A 19,623-nucleotide genomic window follows, 5' to 3' on the forward strand; every position below is an offset into this window, starting at 1 on the left:
CATTCTCACCATTCTTCACCATTCATCATGAAAGGTGCTGGCTGAACCAGTCGCGCGCCAGGCGCGCCACTTCCTCCAGCGCACCCGGCTCCTCGAACAGATGGGTAGCGCCGGGCACGATGTCGATGCGTTTTTTGCAATTAAGGTTATGGAAGGCGGATTCGTTGAGTTCAATGACACCTTCATCCCTGCCGCCCACGATCAGCAGGGTTGGCGCCGTCACGCGCGCCAGGGCCACCTGCCCGGTCAGGTCCGGCCGGCCGCCGCGCGAGACCACGGCCGCCACGCCATCCTTGCGCTCGGCGGCCAGCTGCAAGGCGGCAGCGGCGCCGGTACTGGCGCCAAACAGGCCAAGCGGCAAGCCGCGTGCCGCCTGCGCGGCGGCCAGCCAGTCGGCGGCCAGCCCCAGGCGCTCGGTGAGCAGGCCGATGTCGAAGCGGGTGCGGTAGATTTCGTCTTCGGCAGGCGTCAGCAGGTCCATCAGCAAGGTGCCGATGCCGGCAGTACGCAAGACCCCGGCCACGAAATTATTGCGGGGGCTGAAGCGGCTGCTGCCGCTGCCATGGGCGAACAGGACCACGCCTGTCGCACCGGTGGGCAGGTCGAGCGTACCTTCCACCTCACCGGCCGGGGTGGCGATGCTGGCAATTTCGTGGTGCATGGCGGGCTATCCTCCTGGCCCACTATACCTCCGCCGCCATTGTCAGCGCGCGCGGATGGCTTTCAATTCGGCGCCCAGCCAGGCTTTGCTCTCTACCGGCGCCGCGGCGCCGCATTTGACCATATATGCCTTGCCGCTCGAACTGCTGGCGCTGGCGCCGAGGTCGATGAACTGCTCGGCGTTCCTGACCATGTCCTTCTTCTCCAGGTATTCGAGCTTGCGCAAGAGGTGGGTCCTGGCGTCGGCGCCGCTGTACCAGCTGCCGTTGCGGTTGAACTGGCAGCCGGACGTCTGCAGGCGGGCCAGCAGCGCGTCGACTTCGGCGCGCGCCGGCGCCGGCAGCGGCGCAGCCTGGGCGCCGGCCCAAGCCAGGGCGAATGCAAGGGTAAGCATCTTGCGCATCATTTCTCCTTCTTACGGACTTTGTAGGGCGCGAGGATGTTGCCGCAGCGGATATTGCCGGCGGCGACGCGCGCATTAAAGGCATGCAGCTCCTTTTCAAGGCTGGCGCCGGCCGCATTCAGGCCGGCCGCTTGCGCGTTCAATTCATCCTGCCGTGCGTTGTAGGCGGCCACGGCGGCGCTGTCGGTGCGAACGACCCGGGCCGACGCGGCCTCATGCGCCGCCAGCTCGGCAGAGGTGCGCTCCAGCGCCGTTTCGTGCTCGCGGAAGCGCCGCGCCAGCGCCTGGCGCTGCGGCCGCAGTTCGCCCTCTTCCGCCATGCAGGCTTTATAGGCTGGGGTATCGGGCTGCGGCGGCATCGGCTGGGCGACGGCGGCAGCGGCAAAGGTGGTCGCGGCAGTGGCCGCGGCGATTATCATATATTTCATCTGTGAGGCAAGGACTTTCAAGGCAACAAACAATTCAGATTTACAATCCTACAACATCCTGCGGCAAACCCGTGTGCTAATATGCGGCAGCCTTTTTTTGGCGATCCCAAAAGAGAAGAGATATTGGAGAGACTAGTGAGCATTTTTAGGACCAAGAACCTGGACGACATGGTAGCAGCCACCCGTACCCCGGGCGGCCTGCAGAAAGTGCTGGGTCCGATGGACCTGGTGCTGATGGGCATTGGCGCCATCGTCGGTACCGGCATCTTCGTCTTGACCGGCACCGGCGCGCTGACCGCCGGCCCGGCCCTGACGATTTCCTTCATCGTCGCGGCACTGGCCTGCGGTTTCGCCGCCCTGTGCTACGCAGAATTCGCTTCGACCGTTCCGGTTGCCGGCTCCATTTATACCTATAGCTACGCCACCCTGGGCGAGCTGGTGGCCTGGATGATCGGCTGGGACCTGATGCTCGAATACGGCCTGGCCACTTCCGCCGTGTCGGTGGCCTGGTCCGGTTACTTCCAGTCCCTGATCGCCGGCATCGGCATCCACCTGCCGACCGCGCTGACTGCCGCACCTGGCGCCGTTCCCGGCACCACCACCATCTTCAACCTGCCGGCCTTCGTGATCATGATCGTGCTGACCGCGATGCTGGGCTGGGGCGTGCGCGAATCGGCCCGCGTCAACAACATCATGGTGGTCATCAAGGTCGGCGTGGTGCTGCTGTTCATCGCCGTTGGCGCTGGCCATGTGCAGCCGGCCAACTGGCAGCCATTCATGCCATTCGGCGCATCCGGCGTAATGAGCGCTGCAGCGCTGGTGTTCTTCGCCTTCATCGGTTTCGATGCCGTGACCTCCGCCGCGGAAGAAGTGAAGCGTCCCGAGCGCGACCTGCCGATCGGCATCATCGGCTCGCTGGCCGTCTGCACCATCCTGTACGTGATCGTGGCCGGCATCATGACCGGCATCGTCCCTTACAAGCAATTCCTGGGCGTCGACCACCCGGTGTCGCTGGCACTGCAATACGCCGGTGAAAACTGGTTCGCCGGCTGGGTATCGCTGGGCGCCATCCTCGGCATGACCACCGTGATCCTGGTCATGGCATACGGCCAGACCCGCATCATCTTCGCCATGTCGCGCGACGGCCTGCTGCCCAAGAAGCTGTCCACCGTGCACCCGAAATACCACACCCCGTTCTTCGCCACCTGGATGGTCGGCCTGATCTTCGGCTTCATCGCCGCCCTGGTGCCGCTGAACGTGCTGGCGGAACTGGTCAATATGGGCACCCTGGCCGCCTTCTGCCTGGTGTCGATCGCCGTGATCATCATGCGCAAGAAGCGTCCCGACCTGCACCGCGCCTTCCGCTGCCCGGGCGTGCCGGTGGTGCCTGGCCTGGCGGTTGCCTTCTGCCTGGCGCTGATGGCCTTCCTGTCGGCCATTACCTGGATCGCCTTCGGCATCTGGCTGGCGCTGGGCCTGGTGGTGTATTTCGCCTACTCGCGCCACCGTTCGGAACTGGGCAAGGCTAAGTAAGAATCGACCGAAAGCAAGAAAAGCCCGCCGCAGCGGGCTTTTTTATTGTTGCGCGCCTACCACGAATAATGGCGCAGGCGCCGACAATCTGTAACACTGCCCCCGTAGTCAGCTTGTTCACCACCAATAACAACGGGAGAGAGCATGACGATGAAAAGGATTTGCAGCGCGCTTGCCGCGCTTTCCGCAGTCAGCTTCGCCATACAGGCAAGCGCCCAGGAAGGAGGGCCTTCCGTCACCATCAGCGGCTTTGGCACCGCCGCCCTCACCTCCACCGACACCGACGACGCAGAATTCATCCGGCCCAACCAGGCTTCCGGCGTGCGCCAGGACTGGCGCACGGGCGTCGACTCCAACTTCGGCATCCAGGCCACGGTCAAGGTCAACGACATGATCTCCTTCACCGGCCAGGGCCTGGTGCGCAAGGATGCCATCGACCATTACCGCGCCCAGGCCGCATGGGCTTTTGCCAAGTTTAAGGTCAACGATGAACTCAGCGTGCGCGTGGGCCGCATGGGTGCGCCGATCTACATGATCTCGGACTTCCGCAATGTAGGCTACGCCAACACCATGCTGCGGCCGCCGGCCGAAGTCTATCGCCAGGTGACACTGGACTCCTTCGACGGCGCCGACCTGCTCTACCAGCGCAGTTTCGGCGATACCTCGCTGAGCGTGCAACTGGGCACAGGCCGCGCCGACGTCGACCAGCCGGCGCAGGAGGTCCAGTTCCGCAAGATGCTGCTGTTGCACGTGGTGGCGGAAAACGGTCCGTTCACACTGCGCTTCGGCCGCGCCCAGGCCGACTTCAGCGTGGTCGACAATCCCGCGCTGACCGGGCTGGTGACGACGCTGCGCACCGTGGGCCTTGGTTCGGTAGCGGACATGATGCCGTTGAACGATGTCAAAGGCACGTTCACCTCGGTCGGCGGCACCATGGACTGGAAGAACGTGGTGCTGCAGGCCGAATACGCCATGCGCCGCACCGACACGCTGATCGTACACGATTCCAACTCCTGGTACGCGATGGCGGGCTACCGCTTCGGCAAGTTCCTGCCCTACTACTACCACGGCAGCATCAAGCAGAAGTCGCCGCGCAGCGTGGCCGGCTTTCCTACCAGCGGGCCGCTGGCGCCGCTGGGCGCGGGCGTCAACAACCTGGCCAAGGCCGCCTTGCAGACTTCGGACGCGATCGGCGTGCGCTGGGACTTCTACAAGTCGCTGGCTTTGAAGGTCCAGGTCGACCACATCAAGCCGAAAGACGGCGCCGGAGCGTTCATCAATGCCAGGCCTGGCTTCAATGAGTCAGTGAACGTGTATGCGGTAGCACTCGACTTCGTGTTCTGAGGAGGCAGCCATGGACAAGCGAATCAAGCCGCTGCTCGCCGCAGCGATGATGTGTGCCGCCCTGCCTGCACTGGCGGCCGAAATTGTGGTGGTGGTCAATCCGAAGAATCCGGCCTCGCGCATGTTCAGCGAGCAGGCGGCCCAATTCTTCCTTGGCAAATCGACGCTGTTCACGCCGATCGAACACACCGAGGGGCCGCTGCGCAATGAGTTCAGCCAGAAGGTGCTGGGCAAGGACAGCGCCCAGGTCAAGGCGCAATGGTCGAAGCTGGTGTTTACCGGCAAGGGTACGGCGCCCAAGGAGTATGCCAGCAGCGCCGAGGTGAAGAAAGCTGTGGCCGCCGACGTCCAGGCCATCGGCTATATCGAAAAATCCGCCGTCGACGACAGCGTCAAAGTCATCCTCACTGTGCAGTAAATGCGGTGCCAGGTCTGGCAATCGGACAAATTGCGCAGCAATTTGTCCGATTGCCGGAGCTGACCCCGACTTTCATGCGATGATCGGCGGAATGCGCCATCCGGTCCTTACTTACATCATCGCCATGCTCATGCTGAGCACCCTGGGGGTCTATGTCCAGGAGGCCGGCCTCGATCCAGTCACCACAGTCTTTTTCCGCTGCGCCATCGGCGCACTGGCGCTGGCACTATATTGCGGCTGGAAAGGCATGTTCAGGCGCGAGAACATGCCGCCGCGCGCCTTCAAGCTGGCCGCATTCAGCGGCGTGCTGATGGTGGTGAACTGGGTGACCTTCTTTGAAGCGATCCGCCGCATCGGCATCGCCGTCGCCACCATCGTGTTCCATGTGCAGCCTTTCATGGTGCTGCTGCTTGGCGCCCTGGTATTGCGGGAGCGCCTGGCGGCGAACAAACTGGCTTGGGTGGTGGTGGGCTTTGGCGGCCTGGCGCTGGCTTGCGGCGTGCGTTTCGACGAACCGATGGATGCCAACTACCTGCTCGGCATCGCCAGTACGCTGACCGGCGCCCTGGCTTATGCCGGCGTGACGCTGACCACCAAGTCGATGCGCGGCACGCCGCCGCACCTGACGGCACTGGTGCATTGCATGAGCGGCGCCCTGCTGCTGGGCGCTTTCAGCTCCATCCCTGCGGGAGGCCTGAGCGCCGCGCAATGGGGCTGGCTCGGCACGCTTGGCCTGGTGCCGACGGCCATGGCTTACGTGATGATTTACGGCGCTACTCCGCGCATGGAGACGGCGGCGATCGCAGTGCTGACTTTCATCTATCCGGCGGCCGCCGTGTGCTGGGACTATGCGGTCTACGGCCATCTGATCAGCGCCTGGCAGGTGACCGGCTTCGCCCTGATCGTCATGGCCAGCCTGGGAGTCAACCTGGACTGGCGAATTACTGTCGGAAAACTTTACAATCGGTAAGTCCTGTTTTTCTAAGTCATTGATTTATTTGCATGGCACAATATTTGCTTGAATGCATCTCTGTTTGATCAACAATAACCAGAGAATCCTCAATGAAATTTAAAGCAATCCTCGCAGCATTGGCATTGGCCGCCGCCCTTCCGGCATCGGCAGATGTTGTTTACTCCAACGATTTCGAATCCAACGCCAACGGCTTTTCCGGCGCAGGCTTCCTGACCGGCACCCAGGATTACAGCCAGCACGGCTTCGGCCAGCAAATGCTGCGCAACAATGCGCAAGGCAATCCGGCAGCCGCTTCGGTCCTGAACCTGAATTTTGGCAGCGCAGTCAACAACACCACCTTGAAGCTGTCCTTCGGCGCTATCGATTCCTGGGATGGCAGCAATTGCTGCGGCCCTGATTACTTCAATATCCGTGTCGACGGCAACCTGCTGTTCCAGCAAAACTTCGACGTTTTCGGCGCGGCAGCCTCCGGTCCGAACCTGAACTTCCTGAACCGCAGCCACCTGGGCTTCTCCGGCTGGGAAGACATGGCCTACGAAATGAGCTTCAACCTGGGCAACCTGGCCGCCGGCGCACACACCATTGAGTTCTTCGCTTCCGGCAGCATCTGGCAGGGTGCCGAGGACGAGAGCTGGGCCATCGACAACATCAGCCTGGCCGGCGACCGCGCCGCACCTCCAGCCGACGTACCTGAACCAATGAGCGGCGCCCTGCTGCTGGGCGGCCTGGGCGCAATGGCCCTGGCACTCCGCCGTCGCCGCGCTTAAGCGTTTCTCCCGCGCGCCTCAACCCGGCGCGCCGAACATCGCTTCGGCGCGCTGGAACAGGATCCACGAAGTCGCCACATACTTGTCGCCACTGCGCGATACATTTCCCTTGTGCGTATGGGTGAAGCCGGCCGGCGCGATGATGAGCCGCCCCTGGCGCGCCGCTATCTTGCGCTGCTGGTAGTAGAACTCCGTCTCCCCGCCTTCCGCCACATCGTTCAGGTAAAACTGGAACAGCAATGCGCGATGCAGCGTTTCGCAACTGGCGTTCTGCGGATAGACCTCAGAATGCCAGTGGTGATAACCGCCGCTGGCCTGCAGGTACTTCTGCAGGTTGATCGGGCCGCAACGGTACATGGACTGGATCAGCTCCCCCAGGTATGGCCGCCCGCAGCGCTCGAAATTATCGATATTCAGGGTGACCGGCTGGCCGCCGTCCGGATCGGCCACCCGCGGCGACAGTGCACCCGTGAGCAGCATGCGGTACTTGTCCATGTAGGCGGACAGATGGGTCAACACGCTGGCCATCATCAGGTTCGACACGTCGTTCCACTCCGCGTGCTGGCTGATGGTGAGGTCATAGCTGTCCTTCTTGGCCACATCCACACCCTGTCCCGTCTTACCCCGTACAGCCTTGCCGCTGGCCTCGAAGCGCGCCAGGATCTGTCGGCATTGATCCGGCGTCAGCGCGCCGTCGTAGATTTCAATAAAGTCGTCCATGCCGGGCAGCATACGTCAAAACCAACTTTCATTTGTTAAGTTTGAGACAGCGTCTTGCGAAGTGTCTCATTCTTAACAAATGTGTATGCCGTTTTCAACAGTGCGATACAACTGGAGACATTTTGATAGATTTCTTGAGTTTTTCTCCATACACTCAGTCCAGTCGAATGCAAAACGTTTGCGTTACGGCAAATAAAATTCGCGCCGAACAACGGCCCGGGGACATACACCTTACACAAGAGAGTGGGAGAATTTCCATGGTTCAAAAGCAATTCCAGGTTTCGAAAATCGCTGCCGGTGCCAAGCTGCTGGCTGCCGTAGTTGCTGTCGGTGCTGCTGGCCAGGCTTTCGCCGCCAACGACACCACCCGCGTCATCGTACAATTCCAGCCAGGCAAGGCAGCCGCCATGAAATCGGCCGTCGCTGCTGCCAAGGGCAACATCAAGCATGAAATCTTCGGCATGGACGCCATGGCGATCGAAGTGCCGACCCAGGCTATCAAAGGCCTGCAACACAACCCGAACGTGATCCTGGTGGAAGAAGACGTCAAGCGCCAGCTGTTCGCCACCACTTCCCCATCGACCGGCACGCCTTACCAGCTCGGCCAGCTCGTGCCGTGGGGCATCAAGGCTGTGCAGGCTGACCAGTTGTCCGACGCCAACACCTCCAACCGCAAGGTCTGCATCATCGACTCCGGCTACGACAACGCCCACGAAGACCTGAACGGCAACGTGGTGACCGGCGAATACGATGCCGGCACCGGTAACTGGAGCACCGACGAAAACCACCACGGCACCCACGTTGCTGGCACCATCGCCGGCATCAACAACGGCCTGGGCGTGGTCGGCGTGAACCCGAACAAGAAGCTGAAGCTGCACATCGTCAAGGTGTTCGGCGCTGATGGCTGGGCCTACTCCTCGACCCTGGCTACCGCTGCCAACAAGTGCGGCGCAGCCGGCGCGAACGTGATCTCGATGTCGCTGGGCGGCGGCCGCTCCAGCAAGACCGAGCAGCGCGCCTTCGACACCCTGCAATCCAAGGGCGTGCTGTCGATCGCTGCTGCCGGCAACGACGGCAACACCGTGGTTTCCTACCCAGCAGGCTACTCCAGCGTGATGATGGTTGCTGCCGTGGACGAGAACAAGGCATGGGCCGACTTCTCACAGTACAACAGCAAGGTTGAAATTGCCGGTCCAGGCGTGGCCGTGCTGTCGACCGTTACCATGGGCGGCGGTTCCGAGTCCAAGCTGTCCGTGGGCTCCACCGTCTACACCCCGGGCGACATGGGAGGTTCGCCTAAGCTGACCCGCACCGCTCCGCTGGCCGACTTCGGCCTGGGCGATGCAGTCAACAGCTCCGTATCGGGCAAGGTCTGCCTGATCCAGCGCGGCACCGTGGATTTCGCGACCAAAGTATCGAACTGCCAGGCATCCGGCGGCGTCGGCGCGATCGTGTACAACAACGCAGCCGGCAGCTTCGGCGGCACCCTGGGCACCACCGTGACTTCGATCCCTTCGGTCACCGCGACCGATGTTGACGGCGCCGCGATGAAGAACCAGCTCGGCCAGTCCGCAACCGTGGAAGTGAAGCCAACCAACTACTCCTTCTACGACGGCACCTCGATGGCTACCCCGCACGTGTCGGCAGTGGCAGCGCTGGTATGGTCCTACTTCCCAACCTGCACCGGCTCGCAGATTCGCGCTTCCCTGACCAAGTCCGCCCTGGACCTGGACGTGGCAGGCAAGGATAACAAGACCGGTTACGGCCTGGTGCAGGCCAAGGCAGCCTACAACCGCATCCTGTCCCTGGGCTGCGGTAACTAAGTTACTGCTTTCTCCAAGCACGAAGGGCGCCTTGCGGCGCCCTTTTTTATTTGCATTCGATTTCGTTGATTGGCGGAGGATTGTTGCGCAAATGGTCCGTGAGCTTACGAATGTCGATCACGTACCGTGGCAGGAAGCCACCGGGAACGATGCGGAACAGGTCCTGCCGCTGCTCTTCGAATACGAAGTCGGGATCACGCGGCGTTAACGTTTCCCGCACCTGCTCACTGTCAAACTCCTCTATCAATTCCAGCACCGAACATGGCAGCCAAGGAGAAACCTGCTTGTCCCAAACCGGCAAGAGCAGTGTGCCATCGAGCTTGGTCAGCAAACGCTTGTAGCCGTAACGCCGCATGATGTACTGGCGGCCGTCAGTAAGGAAGAAGACCAGCTGCGAATTAGGCGACATCGGTTGCGGACCGTAGTGGCTCGATGTCCCGGCATACAAGACCTGCGGCACCTCCATCCGAGCATAGATGGTGTGATGAACTTCGGCGCGTACCCAGTGTGGCGGAGGATCGAAGTTGATCGTGACGAAGCCGGGCTTGGGTGGTGGTTCCGGCAAGGATCGCAGGTATTCGCCAGCATCCAGCTCCGCAACAACGATTAGTGGCTGCCGATCCGCCAGGATTGGAAAGGCCTCGGGAGGCCGAGGCCCTGAGGCGCAGCCAGCAAGCACTAGTGCCGCTGCGCCAAGCAAGAAGTTACTGGAAGCGCTCATTTCCAACGATTGCGATATTGCGCACCCCGAGCCGCTGCGCGGTCGTCAGCACGCCGGCCACCACCTTGTACGGGGCGAGGCCGTTGGAACGGAGGTGGATGCTGTCGTCGCCTTTCAGCGCTGCCAGCTTTTCTTCCAGTGCCGCGCGGCTTGCGAGCTGGGCGCCGTTCCACCACAAGGTGCCGTCGAAATCGACCTCCAAGGTCTGGGCAATCTGCTCGATGGCTCCACTGTGCCGCGGCATGTCCATGCCGACGGAATGGTTGGCTTTGGGGATGGTGACGATCAGCATGATGATCAGGACCAGCATGACGTCGATCAGCGGCGTCATATTCAACTGGTTCAGCGGCTCAGCCTCGGCTGAAGGTGCGGACAGTGCTGCATTGCGCGGGTAACGCATGGTGCCTCCTCAGGTTAGTGTTATCAAACGAAAAACTCCGGAGTGAGGCCAATATACCGCCTGGAAACAACAGTTGCGAAAAGATTAGAACCGCCCCTCTAATTCAACCCATGTGGGCGCATGGTCGCTGGGCTTTTCACGGCCGCGCACAGCGCGGTCGACGTCCGCCCCGCGCAGGTGCGGCGCGAGCACCGGATTCAGCAAGAGATGGTCGATGCGCAGGCCGGCATCGCGGCCAAAGGCGTTGCGGAAGTAGTCCCAGAAAGTGTAGATCTTTTCGTCGGGGTGCATGGTGCGCAGCGCGTCGGTCCAGCCCTGCCCGACCAGCTTTGCGAAGGCGGCCCGCGTTTCTGGCCGGAACAGTGCATCATCCACCCAGCGCTCGGGCTTGTAGACATCGAGCTCGGTCGGCATCACGTTGTAGTCGCCGGCCATGATCACGGGCTGCTTCGCGGCCACCAGTTCCGCGCCGCGCGCAATCAGGCGGTCGAACCATTTGAGCTTGTAGTCGAACTTGGGGCCGGGTGCGGGATTGCCGTTGGGGAGGTAGAGGCATGCGACCATCAGCTTACCCACCGTGGCTTCGATGTAGCGGCTCTGCACATCGTCCGGGTCGCCCGGCAAGGCACGCCCCAGTTCCACCGGCGTTGTACCGCGGGCCAGGATGGCAACGCCGTTCCAGCTTTTCTGGCCGTGCCAGATCGCACCATAGCCGGCGTCGTTGATGGCCGCTTCGGGAAATTTTTCGTGCGGCGCCTTCAGCTCCTGCAGGCATACGACATCCGGCTGGGTTTCATTCAGCCATTGCAGCAACGCCGGCAGGCGGGCGCCTATTCCGTTAATGTTGAAGGTCGCGACTCGCATGGCGACCATTATGCACAAACCGGGTCAGCTGCGGCGCATGACGATGGCGGGCAAGCGTCCCCCATCGCCGGTGGCGAAGTAGCTTTCGATCGCGCCGATTTCCGCAAAGCCTTCGGCGCGATAGATGCGCCGGGCCGCGTCCCATTCCGGGTTGACGATCAAGATGGTGCTGCGCAGGTGTGGATGGCGGGCGAACATGTTGGCCAGCGCATCGCGGAACAGCCGACGTCCCCAACCCGTGCCGCGCGTGGCAGGATCGACCACCATGGAGGAAACATAGACTTCTTCGCCATCGCGCAGGTGCGTATCGGCTGCCGCATGGTTGCGGGCAAACCGGACGGGATTGAAGCCCGGCAGCAACGGCCAGAACTCGGCGCATAGGTAACCGTACAGACGCCCTGCTTCGCCAGCCAGCACCCAGCATCCTTCGGGTGCCGCCGACAAGCGCTCGGCGAACGCTTCTTCGGTTTCCTGGATCGCTTCGGCAAAGCCGGCGCGTTCCAGCCGCATGATCTCGGCCATGTCGGCCGCCACGGCCGGCCGCAGGGTGAACGGCATTACTGCTGCTTGGTGCAGCCTTGTGCCACGCTGCGCACCTTGAAGGCAGCGACAGTTTCGCCTTCGGTGACGACCTTCAGGCAGATGCCGTCATAAGACACAAAAAAGTGGGTGCATTGGCCACTGGCAGCTTCGCAGGAACGCAGTTCCGGGAACTGGCCCTGGAGCTGGCGCTCCCATTCCGCCCCGGCATTGCGATGGTCCGGACGCCAGCCGGCATCGATGACTTCCTTGCGGGCTTTCGCGTATTTCATGCCTACGAGGCTGTCCCAGGTATTTGTTGGCTGGGGGGCGGCAGCGGCGGTACCGACGGCCAGGGCCATCGAAACCGCCATGATCAATCTGGAGACATTCATGAATTGTTCAGGAATATTATTAAGAACTAAATCAATTATGCCACGCAGAAATGGGCTCAGGCCAGAGTTATATACAACATTTCAGGATTTTGCGACGCACACTACAACCTTGCCGAAATTGCTGCCATGCAACAAGCCGATCAGGCCTTGCGGGGCTTGCTCCAAACCGTCCAGAACATCTTCGATCAGCTTGATCTTGCCATCCGCAACCCATGCCGACATGTCGCTGGCAAAGTCTTCATAGCGGGTTTCGTAGTGGTCGAGGATGACCATGCCTTGCATCCGGATGCGTTTTTGCAGGATCGCCGACATGACTTGCGGCAGGCGGTCCCCACCTTGCAGTGCACCATTCTGGTTGTAATGGGCGATCACACCGATCACCGGCACGCGCGCCCCGATGTTCAACAGAGGCAACACTGCGTCGAATACCGCACCGCCGACGTTCTCAAAATAGACGTCAATTCCGTTGGGCGCCGCCTCGTCCAATTTTTGCGCCAGTTGCGGGTCGTGGCGGTCCAGCGCGACGTCGAAGCCCAGTTCATCGCGGGCAAACGCTACCTTGTCGGCGCCACCGGCGATGCCGATCACACGTGCCCCCTTCAATTTTGCGAGCTGGCCGACGATGGAACCGACTGCGCCGGTCGCTGCCGCCACCACTACCGTGTCACCAGGCTTGGGCTGGCCGATATCCAGCAAGCCGACATAGGCGGTGAACGCCGGCATGCCAAGGCCGCCCAGCGCCAGCGATGGTTGTTGCATGTCGCCTAGTGCGCGCAAATCGCTGCCATCGGACAGCGCATAATCCTGCCAGCCCGCGTTGCCGAGCACTATTTCACCCGCCTTGAAACCCGGATGGCGCGACGCCACCACGCGGTTGATGGTGCCGCCAACCATGGTCGCGCCCAGCTCGACGCGCGGCGCGTAAGCAGGAGGAACTTCGTCCATCAGGTTGCGCATATACGGGTCGAGCGACAGGTAGAGGGTGCGCAGCAGGACCTGGCCTTCGCCCGGCTCGGGAACCGGCCCTTCTTCGAGGCGGAAATTGCCTGGCGTAGGGGCCCCTTGCGGACGGGAAGCGAGGACGATGCGGCGGTTGGCAGTGGCAGTCATTTGATGCTCCTTTCGTTATTAGACCAGTCGTCTAGTCCTTGGGAAGAAAAAAGCAGGAGGCCATCCCGGCATCCCGCCCGATTCAAGTTTGCTGCGTGTGGTTCAATACTTGCTGCGTGCCCGCCATCGCCGTATCCAGCGGCGCGCGGTCATGGTTGATCTTGGCGAGCAGGCTTGCGCCCACCCAGCTCTGGTAAAGCGCCACAGCCAGCACCTTCGCATCCAGGCCTTGCGGCAGCGAGCCGTCCACAATGCCGCGTTCGATGCAATGTCCCAGCCGCGAAGTGATGCCGCTGACGCCGCGATGCAGCGCCGCGCGCAAGACGTCCGACAGGTCGCTCACCTCGGCACCCAGCTTGACGGCCAGGCACTGGCTGGATTCGCCCAACTGGCATTCGCGCCAGTCTTCAAAATAATTCAGCAAGCCCTCGCGCCCCGTAGCGCCCTGCCCCAGCAAATCGTCGATCCGCGCCAGGGTACGCTCGAAATAGCTGTCAATGACAGCCGCGCCGAAGGCTTCCTTGGAGCCGAAGTAATGGTAGAACGAGCCTTTCGGCACCCTGGCGGCGCCCAAAAGTTCAGTCAGCCCGACACCGTTAAAGCCCTTATGCATGAACAGCGGCATGGCTGCATCGATGATGCCTTGGCGGACGTCGGCGTAGTTGGAGGAAGTCATGCGGAACAGTCTATCCCGAATTAGACCAGTCGTCTACATGTATTTTTGAGCCAGGTCATTCCCTTCCCGGAGGGAGACGTGGCACCATGCGCAGATGAAGATCCGAAAAACACTCCTGGCCGCGATGCTGGCCATGCCGGCGCTGGCAATGGCCGCCGCGCCCGTCATCAACGTCTACAAGAGCGCGACCTGCGGCTGCTGCGAAGCGTGGGTCAAACACCTGCGTGATAACGGCTTCAAGGTGGAGGCGCATAACGTCGCCAACCCTTCGGACATGCGCGAGAAGATGGGCATTCCGGACCGCTTCGGCTCCTGCCACACCGCTGTGGTGGATGGCTATGCAATCGAGGGCCACGTGCCGGCAGCCGAGGTCAAGCGCCTGCTGGCAAGCAAGCCGAAGGCGAAGGGACTGGCCGTTCCGGCCATGCCGCTTGGCTCGCCGGGCATGGAAGGTCCACGCAAGGACGCTTACGATGTGCTGCTGGTGCTGCCAGATGGCTCGTCCAAGGTCTACCAGCACTACAACTAGAGTGCGAGCAGCAGCATGGCCACGCCGGCAACAGCTACCAGTGCGTGGCCGATCATGACGGCGTTCGGAATCAGTACGCCTTGCTGGTGGCGGCCGAGATTCATCCACACTCCGCCAATCGCGGCCAGCAATAGAGCCAGCAAGCCAATGTGAGCCAGGTCCGGCACGTGCGAGAAAATCGTCACGTAAGCCAGCAGGGTCACGCCGGCAGCGGCGATGAAACCGTGCAGCATTGCGATCCAGTGCGGTGGATTTTCCTTTTTGCTTAAGCGGATCAGCGCCATGACGATGCCGCCGGCGGCGGCGACACCGAACAGCACACACGCAACAAATAGTATTGTCTGGGTATCCATGCAGGCATTCTCCGCCCGCCACCTGGCCCGCTCGGTGCGCTGGCACACGCAGCAGGCAGCGCAGGCAACGATGAAGGCACTATACTGTTGGCCCCTGCGTGGAAATCAATGCAATAAATGGAAGCAAAGCCTGAACTCCGCCGCCTTGCGCTGCAATGCCTGGTCGAACCCGACCCCGCCGCCAAGCTGACCGCCGTCGCTGCCATGGCCGAGGCCTGGGCCGACGGGGGGCTCATGCTGGATGCCGAGTCAATACTGGCGGCTCCGGCGGCCCCAATCCCGGGTCGCCCTGCCCGCCCGGAACTGGTGGCGCCGCGCCTGGTCGGACGAAGGTCCATGGCCACGGTGGAAGGCCGCGCCATGCTGGTGCACGCACTCGCGCACATCGAGTTCAACGCGGTCAACCTGGCGCTGGATGCGATGTGGCGCTTCCCTGGCATGCCGGAACAGTTCTATGCCGACTGGCTGCGCGTGGCAAAGGAGGAGGCATACCACTTCTCGCTGCTGTCGGCCCACCTCATTACGCTCGGCTGCGCCTACGGCGACTACAGCGCGCACGGCAGCTTGTGGGAGATGGTGGAGAAAACCACCGGCGACGCGATGGCGCGCATGGCCTTGGTGCCGCGCACGCTGGAAGCGCGAGGCCTCGATGCGATCCCGCCACTGCGCGCCAAACTGGCGCAGGCCGGCGATGAAGCAGCTGCAGCCATTCTCGACATCATCTTGCGCGACGAAATCGGCCACGTGGAAATCGGCAATCGCTGGTACTGGCACCTGTGCGGCTTGCGCGGACTGGACCCGGTGGCGACTTACGACGATCTCGTGGTGCAATACAAGGCCACGGTACGCGGTCCTTTCAATATGGAGGCGCGCCGCAAAGCCGGGTTCAGCGAAGACGAGCTGCGTGCCTTACTACATTAAGTAAGTATTGCCGCCACGCTGCAGGCGCGCTAAATTTCCCCGACGTCCACATACCGGGGGGGGGAAGCCCTATGCCGCGCCTGAACTACCTCATCGTAACGGCCCTGCTGGCGGCCGGCACCGCTCCAGCGATTGCCGGCCCAAAAAGCTGGACCGCCTTGAATGCCAGCCGCACCTACACCGCACTTCCCGTCGCCAGCGACGACACCATCAATCCCCTGCGCGGCTATTACCGCTGGCAGAATCAGGAGTTAATTCCGCAATCGGCGCCGGCGAAAGATGCCTACCGCCGCTACTACTGGAAAGACCTGGAAGCGGCCGAGGGCCAGTACAACTTCAGCGCCATCCTGAACGACCTTGCCGCAGCCAGGAGCCAGGGCCGCAAGTTCGCTTTCCGCGTGCGCATGATGGCCGGTTACGACGACAACTTGCTCTACGCGCCTGGCTATATCGTCAATAACGCCAACTGCCAGGCAGGCTGCGGCTTCTGGGCCGACACCGATACGACCGTGCCGGGCCAGACTTTCATCCCCGACTGGAACGATCCCTGGCTGCAGCAGCGCTCGCGCGCCTTGCTCTCCGCCCTGGCCGCCGCGCTGGGACCGGACAATGCCGACATCGCATGGATCGATGTCGGCATGTACGGACAGTACGGCGAGTGGGCGCTGCGATCCAGCGCATATGCCAGCCCGCCGGCCGGCATTACACCGGCGACCAACGCCAGCAAGCGCGAATTCGCGAAGATGCATTTCGACGCATTTCCCAATCAGCAGCACGTGATGTTCATCCCCTTTTCGAACAAGGATGCGCTGGTGTACGGCCTGCTGGAACAAGCCATCACCAGCAAGCCGGTGGGTTTGCGCGCCGACTGCCTGAGCCGCTACGGCTACTTCGACCAATGGACCAACCGGCTTGCGGAATGGGCACCCTTTGCCGCCCAGTGGCAGAAGGCGCCATTCGTCTCCGAGTTTTGCCCTTTCACCAGCGGCGACCCGCAGAACAATCCAGCGACGGCACGCCAGCAGGCGGCCGCCTTCCATATCACGCTGTTCAGCAACGGCAATTTCGAGACCAGCCGCCCGGATGCGGAACGCTGGGCGGCACTGACCCCGGCGGAACAAAATGACTTGCTGATGCTGGCGCGCGAGTCAGGCTACCGTTATGTGGTCGCCAGCAGTACCGTCAACCTCACATCAAGCGGTGCACTGACGCTGACCACCATGCTGCGCAACGACGGCAGCGCACCGGCTTACGAGACCTGGCGAGTCAAGGCGGAGCTGGTGAACTCATCAGGCCTGGTGGTCTGGACAGGGCTGACATCCGCCAACCTGAAGTCTCTGGCGGGAGGCGGAGCCAGCGCCAGCTACCAGGATAGCTGGACGCTGCCCGCACTGCCGACCGGCGACTACATCCTGCGCCTGGCCGCGCGTGATACCAGCGCATCCCCGCGTGCGCCGTTGAAATGGACTATCAGCCAACGCGCCGCCGACGGCACGCTTGCGGTGGCAACACTGCGCCGGCGCTAGGCGGTCGGCAACCAGTGGGGCTTGGTGTCCGTGTGCAATTCCTCCTGCACAGGACCATCATACTCAGGCTCCATAGTGCCAAGCGTGATGGCGATGCGGTCCGGTGATTGCGTGCTGCGCCAGGTCAGTGTCGAGCCGCAAACCTTGCAGAAACCGCGCCGGCCATGTTCCGACGAATGGAACTCCGCCACCAGGTCGGCGCCCTTCTCGAAACTGAAGCCGGCGCTGGCGACATTGGCATACGTGCCCGATGCCGCCCCATGCTGCTTCTGGCACATGGTGCAATAGCAGTGGCTCGCACCGCTCACCGAGCTCTTTTCAGCCTTGTATTCGACGCCGCCACACAGGCAGCCGCCTCGCAGATATTCGGTCATGTTCATCTCCCTTGCAGGAATGCCGGCAATGATAATATAACCAGGCCCCCAAAGGAGACGCACATGACGACCGAAGCCATGCCTTTCCGCACCCTGCTCTACCGCTTCATCTTCTTCGACTGGCTGTTCAAGGATGTAAGCGCGGCGCGCAATGTGATCGAACGCCACGCGGCCCTGCAGCACAACAAGTACATGAGCCGCTACCTCCCGATCTATTTCCGACGCTGGACCGTCATGGCCACCTTCGACTTTGGGCTGGGCTGCCTGTTCGAGCGCGCCCTGCAGGCCACCGTGTTGTCGGCGTACTTCTTCACCTGGTCGTGCGTGACCGTGGCTGGCATGGTGGTGATTGCCGCCGCGTGGATCTTCCTGACGTTTGGCCGGATGAGTTGATTGAAATTTGAGCAGTCGAATAATTCCGATTAGAATCATGGCTTTAGCACACGGAGAGATTCCTTGTTAACAGACTTTTCCACAGAAACCGTTAACAACTCCCTGCAGCGCCGCCTCGACCGTTTCGAGCTGTTCGACAGCATGGACAGCCCCGCCCTGAACCTGACCTTCGTGCTGGAACTCCCGGATTTCAGGCCCTGGTGCAAAGCCCAGGGCTTGCCGCCTTTCCATGTGATGCTGTGCGCCGTGCTGCGCTCCGTGCTGAAAGTGGAGAATTTCCGCTATCGCATCCTGGACGGCAAAGTGATTCGCATCGACCGCCTGACGCCCTCCTTCACCGTCAAAAACCAGCATAACGACCTGAATTTCGCCCAGTTTGAATGGACGGACGATTTGCGCGAGTTCGTGGCGCGCGGACTGGCAGCACGCGAGGAAGCCTCGAATATGGAAGCGCTGAATCGTCAGTACCGCAGCATGACGCCGCGCGAAGCGAAGGAGCAGGTATTCGTTACCTGCATTCCCTGGCTGAATTTCACCTCGATCCAGCACCCTACCGCCGTACTGGCGCAGCCGGATATTCCATCGTTCGCGTGGGGTAAATTCAGGGACGCAGGCACGGGACGCCTTGAGTTGCCGTTCTCAGTGCAGGTGCACCATGGCTTCGTCGACGGCTACCATATTCACCTGTTCGCCGAACAGGTGGCCGCCGAGCTGACGGCAATGATGCAGGCTTAGGCCAGGCGGATGTCGCGCGCTCCCGCATCGGCCAGGCGCGCGAGCAGGTCTTCCAGGGCTTGCACCGGCGCCGATCCGAGGTCCAGTTCAACCGCGACCATTGCACCATCCGGCTGCGGATCGCTCGCGAAATGCACCACGCCAAACAGCCCTTCTGCGTTCTTCTGGTTGGTATCCTCAGGATCGAACCAGTCCATGAACCACGGGGCAAGCACCGCACCCACCTGCTCAGGAACGAGGCCGCCGACCCGCAAGACCACGGCATCCCACACAAAGGGAGCGACATAGACAATGGCGGGAGGAATCGGCAAAGTATGCACGCTGAATTGCATGCGCGTGTGCGAATCGACCGAAAGCAGCTTGCCTGCTTGCGTACCGCGCCTTGGGACCAAGTCGGCCCGCATCGGTAAGCCATACTCGCCATCGACCGCAAGACTACCGTCTTCACGGCGCAGTACCGCCTCCGCATGCGCATGCGCGGAGGAAGCGACTGCATCGGCGAACGTGGCGGCATAGGCCATGCGAATGACCGAGAAAAGCTCCGTCATCGGCTCACAGTACGTTGGGGAGGGTGATGTAGACCAGCCCACTTAACAGCAGCAGCGAAGCGCATGCGACAAGGCGGTTGAGCGATTGCTCCCACGCGTGGTCGCGGGTACGCGCCATGCGTAAATCCGCAGCAGCCTGGATGCGCGCGAACTCTTCATCCGTCACTGCAGTGGCAACGATGTGCAGGGGGTTGTGCAACAGTTCGACCGCGTCGTGATATTGGTGTGCGAGCCAGATGCAAAGAACCCGTCCCTCTTTCGACGGTTTGGAAGGCTCGAATACCGGAATGCCTGCGCGGGACAAACGATCCCACGCATCTTCATATTCGAGCTCACAGTTTGTGACAAAGACCTGGCGCATGGGGCGGTATAGTAACCGCCAAGGGGGCCTTAGAAACTCTCAGAATTTCACTTATCAAATAATTTTATTTGATGGCGCACGCTTGAAGCATAAGAAAAAAGCGCCGTCCGCGCGAGCGCGGAACGGCGC

Annotated in this window: 26 protein-coding genes; 11 read left to right on the top strand and 15 right to left on the bottom strand. The window is 61.8% G+C overall.

Annotated features, from left to right (window positions below; genetic code table 11):
- Positions 1-25: 25 nt before the first annotated feature.
- The 3 genes from ACWBU6_RS19280 to ACWBU6_RS19290 are packed head-to-tail and all read right to left on the bottom strand — an operon-like array spanning position 26 to position 1,482.
- Positions 26-661 carry a dienelactone hydrolase family protein gene (locus ACWBU6_RS19280; protein WP_452645013.1) on the bottom strand — a complete coding sequence of 212 codons (636 nt, stop codon included), beginning with the start codon at positions 659-661 and terminating at the stop codon, positions 26-28.
- Positions 662-703: 42 nt separating this feature from the next.
- Positions 704-1,066 carry a DUF5329 family protein gene (locus tag ACWBU6_RS19285; RefSeq protein WP_452645014.1) on the bottom strand — a complete coding sequence of 121 codons (363 nt, stop codon included), beginning with the start codon at positions 1,064-1,066 and terminating at the stop codon, positions 704-706.
- Positions 1,063-1,482 carry a hypothetical protein gene (locus ACWBU6_RS19290; RefSeq protein ID WP_452645015.1) on the bottom strand — a complete coding sequence of 140 codons (420 nt, stop codon included), beginning with the start codon at positions 1,480-1,482 and terminating at the stop codon, positions 1,063-1,065. Before ACWBU6_RS19290 ends, ACWBU6_RS19285 begins: the two co-directional genes overlap by 4 nt.
- A gap of 144 nt (positions 1,483-1,626) precedes the next feature.
- Between ACWBU6_RS19290 and ACWBU6_RS19295 the strand changes: the two genes are divergently transcribed.
- The 5 genes from ACWBU6_RS19295 to ACWBU6_RS19315 all read left to right on the top strand — a co-directional run bounded on the left by ACWBU6_RS19295 (position 1,627) and on the right by ACWBU6_RS19315 (position 6,526).
- Positions 1,627-3,024 carry an amino acid permease gene (locus tag ACWBU6_RS19295; protein WP_452645016.1) on the top strand — a complete coding sequence of 466 codons (1,398 nt, stop codon included), beginning with the start codon at positions 1,627-1,629 and terminating at the stop codon, positions 3,022-3,024.
- Positions 3,025-3,168: 144 nt separating this feature from the next.
- On the top strand, positions 3,169-4,368 hold the full coding sequence (locus ACWBU6_RS19300; RefSeq protein WP_452645017.1) for a porin: 1,200 nt from the start codon (positions 3,169-3,171) through the stop codon (positions 4,366-4,368).
- A gap of 10 nt (positions 4,369-4,378) precedes the next feature.
- Positions 4,379-4,786 (top strand): hypothetical protein, encoded by a 408-nt coding sequence (locus ACWBU6_RS19305; protein ID WP_452645018.1) that lies wholly within the window; start codon positions 4,379-4,381, stop codon positions 4,784-4,786.
- Positions 4,787-4,877: 91 nt separating this feature from the next.
- Positions 4,878-5,756 carry a DMT family transporter gene (locus ACWBU6_RS19310; protein ID WP_452645019.1) on the top strand — a complete coding sequence of 293 codons (879 nt, stop codon included), beginning with the start codon at positions 4,878-4,880 and terminating at the stop codon, positions 5,754-5,756.
- 92 nt (positions 5,757-5,848) lie between these two features.
- The gene (locus ACWBU6_RS19315) at positions 5,849-6,526 is read left to right on the top strand and encodes a PEP-CTERM sorting domain-containing protein (protein WP_452645020.1); all 678 of its coding nucleotides are present in this window, start codon (positions 5,849-5,851) and stop codon (positions 6,524-6,526) included.
- A gap of 18 nt (positions 6,527-6,544) precedes the next feature.
- On the opposite strand, the gene ACWBU6_RS19320 is transcribed toward ACWBU6_RS19315, so the two are convergent.
- Complete coding sequence (locus ACWBU6_RS19320) at positions 6,545-7,246, bottom strand: 2OG-Fe(II) oxygenase (RefSeq protein WP_452645021.1); 702 nt, start codon at positions 7,244-7,246, stop codon at positions 6,545-6,547.
- A 257-nt stretch (positions 7,247-7,503) separates the two neighbouring features.
- Between ACWBU6_RS19320 and ACWBU6_RS19325 the strand changes: the two genes are divergently transcribed.
- On the top strand, positions 7,504-9,069 hold the full coding sequence (locus ACWBU6_RS19325; RefSeq protein WP_452645022.1) for a S8 family serine peptidase: 1,566 nt from the start codon (positions 7,504-7,506) through the stop codon (positions 9,067-9,069).
- A gap of 46 nt (positions 9,070-9,115) precedes the next feature.
- Here ACWBU6_RS19325 and ACWBU6_RS19330 read toward each other — a convergent pair whose 3' ends face one another.
- From ACWBU6_RS19330 to ACWBU6_RS19360, 7 genes are all read right to left on the bottom strand, one after another.
- Complete coding sequence (locus ACWBU6_RS19330) at positions 9,116-9,790, bottom strand: hypothetical protein (RefSeq protein ID WP_452645023.1); 675 nt, start codon at positions 9,788-9,790, stop codon at positions 9,116-9,118.
- Positions 9,774-10,190: an ExbD/TolR family protein gene (locus ACWBU6_RS19335; protein ID WP_452645024.1), complete on the bottom strand. Its 417-nt coding sequence runs from the start codon at positions 10,188-10,190 to the stop codon at positions 9,774-9,776. The genes ACWBU6_RS19330 and ACWBU6_RS19335 overlap by 17 nt, the downstream gene beginning before the upstream one ends.
- Positions 10,191-10,274: 84 nt before the next feature.
- On the bottom strand, positions 10,275-11,054 hold the full coding sequence (gene xth, locus ACWBU6_RS19340; RefSeq protein WP_452645025.1) for an exodeoxyribonuclease III: 780 nt from the start codon (positions 11,052-11,054) through the stop codon (positions 10,275-10,277).
- A 24-nt stretch (positions 11,055-11,078) separates the two neighbouring features.
- Positions 11,079-11,612 carry an N-acetyltransferase family protein gene (locus ACWBU6_RS19345; RefSeq protein WP_452645026.1) on the bottom strand — a complete coding sequence of 178 codons (534 nt, stop codon included), beginning with the start codon at positions 11,610-11,612 and terminating at the stop codon, positions 11,079-11,081.
- Entirely contained in the window at positions 11,612-11,968 is a 357-nt protein-coding gene (locus ACWBU6_RS19350; protein ID WP_452645027.1) for a hypothetical protein, read from the bottom strand. The genes ACWBU6_RS19345 and ACWBU6_RS19350 overlap by 1 nt, the downstream gene beginning before the upstream one ends.
- Positions 11,969-12,049: 81 nt before the next feature.
- Positions 12,050-13,078, bottom strand: coding sequence for an NADP-dependent oxidoreductase (locus ACWBU6_RS19355; RefSeq protein WP_452645028.1), 1,029 nt, complete (start codon positions 13,076-13,078; stop codon positions 12,050-12,052).
- Between the two features lie 82 nt (positions 13,079-13,160).
- On the bottom strand, positions 13,161-13,754 hold the full coding sequence (locus ACWBU6_RS19360; RefSeq protein WP_452645029.1) for a TetR/AcrR family transcriptional regulator: 594 nt from the start codon (positions 13,752-13,754) through the stop codon (positions 13,161-13,163).
- Between the two features lie 94 nt (positions 13,755-13,848).
- Here ACWBU6_RS19360 and ACWBU6_RS19365 point away from each other — a divergent pair, with 94 nt between their 5' ends.
- Positions 13,849-14,283, top strand: coding sequence for a DUF411 domain-containing protein (locus tag ACWBU6_RS19365; RefSeq protein ID WP_452645030.1), 435 nt, complete (start codon positions 13,849-13,851; stop codon positions 14,281-14,283).
- Here ACWBU6_RS19365 and ACWBU6_RS19370 read toward each other — a convergent pair.
- The gene (locus tag ACWBU6_RS19370; RefSeq protein ID WP_452645031.1) at positions 14,280-14,636 is read right to left on the bottom strand and encodes a hypothetical protein; all 357 of its coding nucleotides are present in this window, start codon (positions 14,634-14,636) and stop codon (positions 14,280-14,282) included. The two genes, ACWBU6_RS19365 and ACWBU6_RS19370, sit on opposite strands and share 4 nt — an antisense overlap.
- 117 nt (positions 14,637-14,753) lie before the next feature.
- On the opposite strand from ACWBU6_RS19370, the gene ACWBU6_RS19375 reads away from it, so the two are divergent.
- Entirely contained in the window at positions 14,754-15,557 is an 804-nt protein-coding gene (locus ACWBU6_RS19375) for a ferritin-like domain-containing protein (protein WP_452645032.1), read from the top strand.
- Positions 15,558-15,628: 71 nt separating this feature from the next.
- A complete protein-coding gene (locus tag ACWBU6_RS19380; RefSeq protein ID WP_452645033.1) occupies positions 15,629-17,083 on the top strand; it encodes a DUF4832 domain-containing protein in 1,455 nt (484 codons plus the stop codon).
- On the opposite strand, the gene ACWBU6_RS19385 is transcribed toward ACWBU6_RS19380, so the two are convergent.
- Entirely contained in the window at positions 17,080-17,457 is a 378-nt protein-coding gene (locus ACWBU6_RS19385; protein ID WP_452645034.1) for a GFA family protein, read from the bottom strand. The genes ACWBU6_RS19380 and ACWBU6_RS19385 overlap by 4 nt on opposite strands.
- Positions 17,458-17,520: 63 nt before the next feature.
- On the opposite strand from ACWBU6_RS19385, the gene ACWBU6_RS19390 reads away from it, so the two are divergent.
- Positions 17,521-17,850, top strand: coding sequence for a hypothetical protein (locus tag ACWBU6_RS19390; protein ID WP_452645035.1), 330 nt, complete (start codon positions 17,521-17,523; stop codon positions 17,848-17,850).
- Between the two features lie 63 nt (positions 17,851-17,913).
- Positions 17,914-18,585, top strand: a complete 672-nt coding sequence (locus tag ACWBU6_RS19395) for a CatA-like O-acetyltransferase (protein WP_452645036.1) — start codon at positions 17,914-17,916, stop codon at positions 18,583-18,585.
- On the opposite strand, the gene ACWBU6_RS19400 is transcribed toward ACWBU6_RS19395, so the two are convergent.
- Both ACWBU6_RS19400 and ACWBU6_RS19405 read right to left on the bottom strand, forming a co-directional pair.
- Positions 18,582-19,133, bottom strand: coding sequence for a hypothetical protein (locus ACWBU6_RS19400; RefSeq protein WP_452645037.1), 552 nt, complete (start codon positions 19,131-19,133; stop codon positions 18,582-18,584). The genes ACWBU6_RS19395 and ACWBU6_RS19400 overlap by 4 nt on opposite strands.
- A 4-nt stretch (positions 19,134-19,137) precedes the next feature.
- Positions 19,138-19,494 (bottom strand): hypothetical protein, encoded by a 357-nt coding sequence (locus ACWBU6_RS19405; RefSeq protein WP_452645038.1) that lies wholly within the window; start codon positions 19,492-19,494, stop codon positions 19,138-19,140.
- Positions 19,495-19,623: the final 129 nt, after the last annotated feature.

Source organism: Pseudoduganella sp. HUAS MS19, from assembly GCF_053615455.1.